This is a genomic window from Streptomyces sp. PsTaAH-124 (assembly GCF_000373685.1).
In the GTDB taxonomy this organism is placed as follows: domain Bacteria; phylum Actinomycetota; class Actinomycetes; order Streptomycetales; family Streptomycetaceae; genus Streptomyces; species Streptomyces andamanensis.
In genome coordinates this window covers 74,605-75,816 of record NZ_KB892162.1, presented here as the reverse complement: position 1 = coordinate 75,816, position 1,212 = coordinate 74,605, and the positions used below count along the sequence as shown (strand labels likewise).

The following is a 1,212-nucleotide window of genomic DNA, read 5'->3' as shown; positions in this document are numbered from 1 at the left end:
CGGTCCGCTGTCGTGAGCCGGTAGGTGTCCTGCATCCACTGGAGGCGGTTGACGATGGCGGCGTGCTCGATCAGTACGCCCTTGGGGCGTCCGGTGGATCCGGAGGTGAACAGTACGTAGGCCGGGTGGGACGGCAGCAGCGGCGCGAGCCGGTCGGCGTCCGTGACCGGGTCCGCCGCCAGCCCTGCCAACTCTTCGGCCACGGACGGCGCGTCGAGCAGTACGGCATCCACTTGGAGCTGTTCGGGCAGTGTGGCGAGTGAGGTCCGGTCCGTGATGACGCACACCGGTGCGGCGGTGTCGGTCATGTAGGTGAGCCGGTCGGCGGGCAGGGCCGGGTCCAGCGGCAGATAGGCACCTCCCGCGCGTACGACGGCATGCAGGGCGACGAGGAGATCCACGGAGCGGGGCAGGGCGACCGCGACGACGGATTCGGGGCCTACGCCCCGGCCGATGAGCAGCCGGGCCAGCCGGTCGACCCGCTCCTCGAAGACTCCCCGGCTGACCGGCGTGCCTTCGTGCACCAGCGCGACGGCCCCGGGCTCGCGGGCGCCGTCCGCCACGAGATCGGCGAGGGTGGCGGGTCCGTCCAGGGCACGAGCGGTGTCGTTCCAGCCGCGCAGCACCTGTTCCCGCTCGTCCGCGTCCAGCAGTTCCAGTCGTGCCAAGGGAGCGTCCGGTGCGGCCACCACCCGCTCCAGCAGCCGCACCAGCCGGGACAGCAGCCGTTCGGCGCCGGAACGCTCGAACAGGTCGAGTGCGTACCGGACTCCGCAGGTCAGCACCGGACTTCCGGCGCCCGGCAGCCGCCGGAAAAGGATCTCCAGGTCGAACTTGGCCGCACCGGCGCGGACCGGGAACTCCGCCGTGTCCGCGCCCAGCAGCCGGCTGTGGTCCGGGCCGCCGCCCTCGTAGGCCACCATCGTCTGGAAGAGGGGGTGGCGGGCCAGCGTGCGGTGCGGGTCGAGGGCCTCCACCATGCGGTCGAAGGGCAGGTCGGCGTGGTCCAGCGCGGCCAGGTCGGTCGCCCGCACCCGGGCCAGCAGGTCCGTGAAGCTCGGGTCGCCGGAGAGGTCGGTGCGGAGCACGAGGGTGTTGACGAAGAAGCCGACGAGGCCGTCCAGCGCGGTGTCGGTGCGTCCGGCGACCGGGGTGCCGAGGGGGATGTCGTCACCGGCGCCGAGCCGGTGCAGCAGGGCGGCGACCGCCGCG

General features: G+C 73.1%; 1 protein-coding gene. It reads right to left on the bottom strand.

Translation table 11 applies throughout. The features are described from left to right. On the bottom strand, window positions 1-1,212 hold a 1,212-nt coding region (locus tag B086_RS46195; RefSeq protein ID WP_037873146.1), incomplete at both ends, for an AMP-binding protein.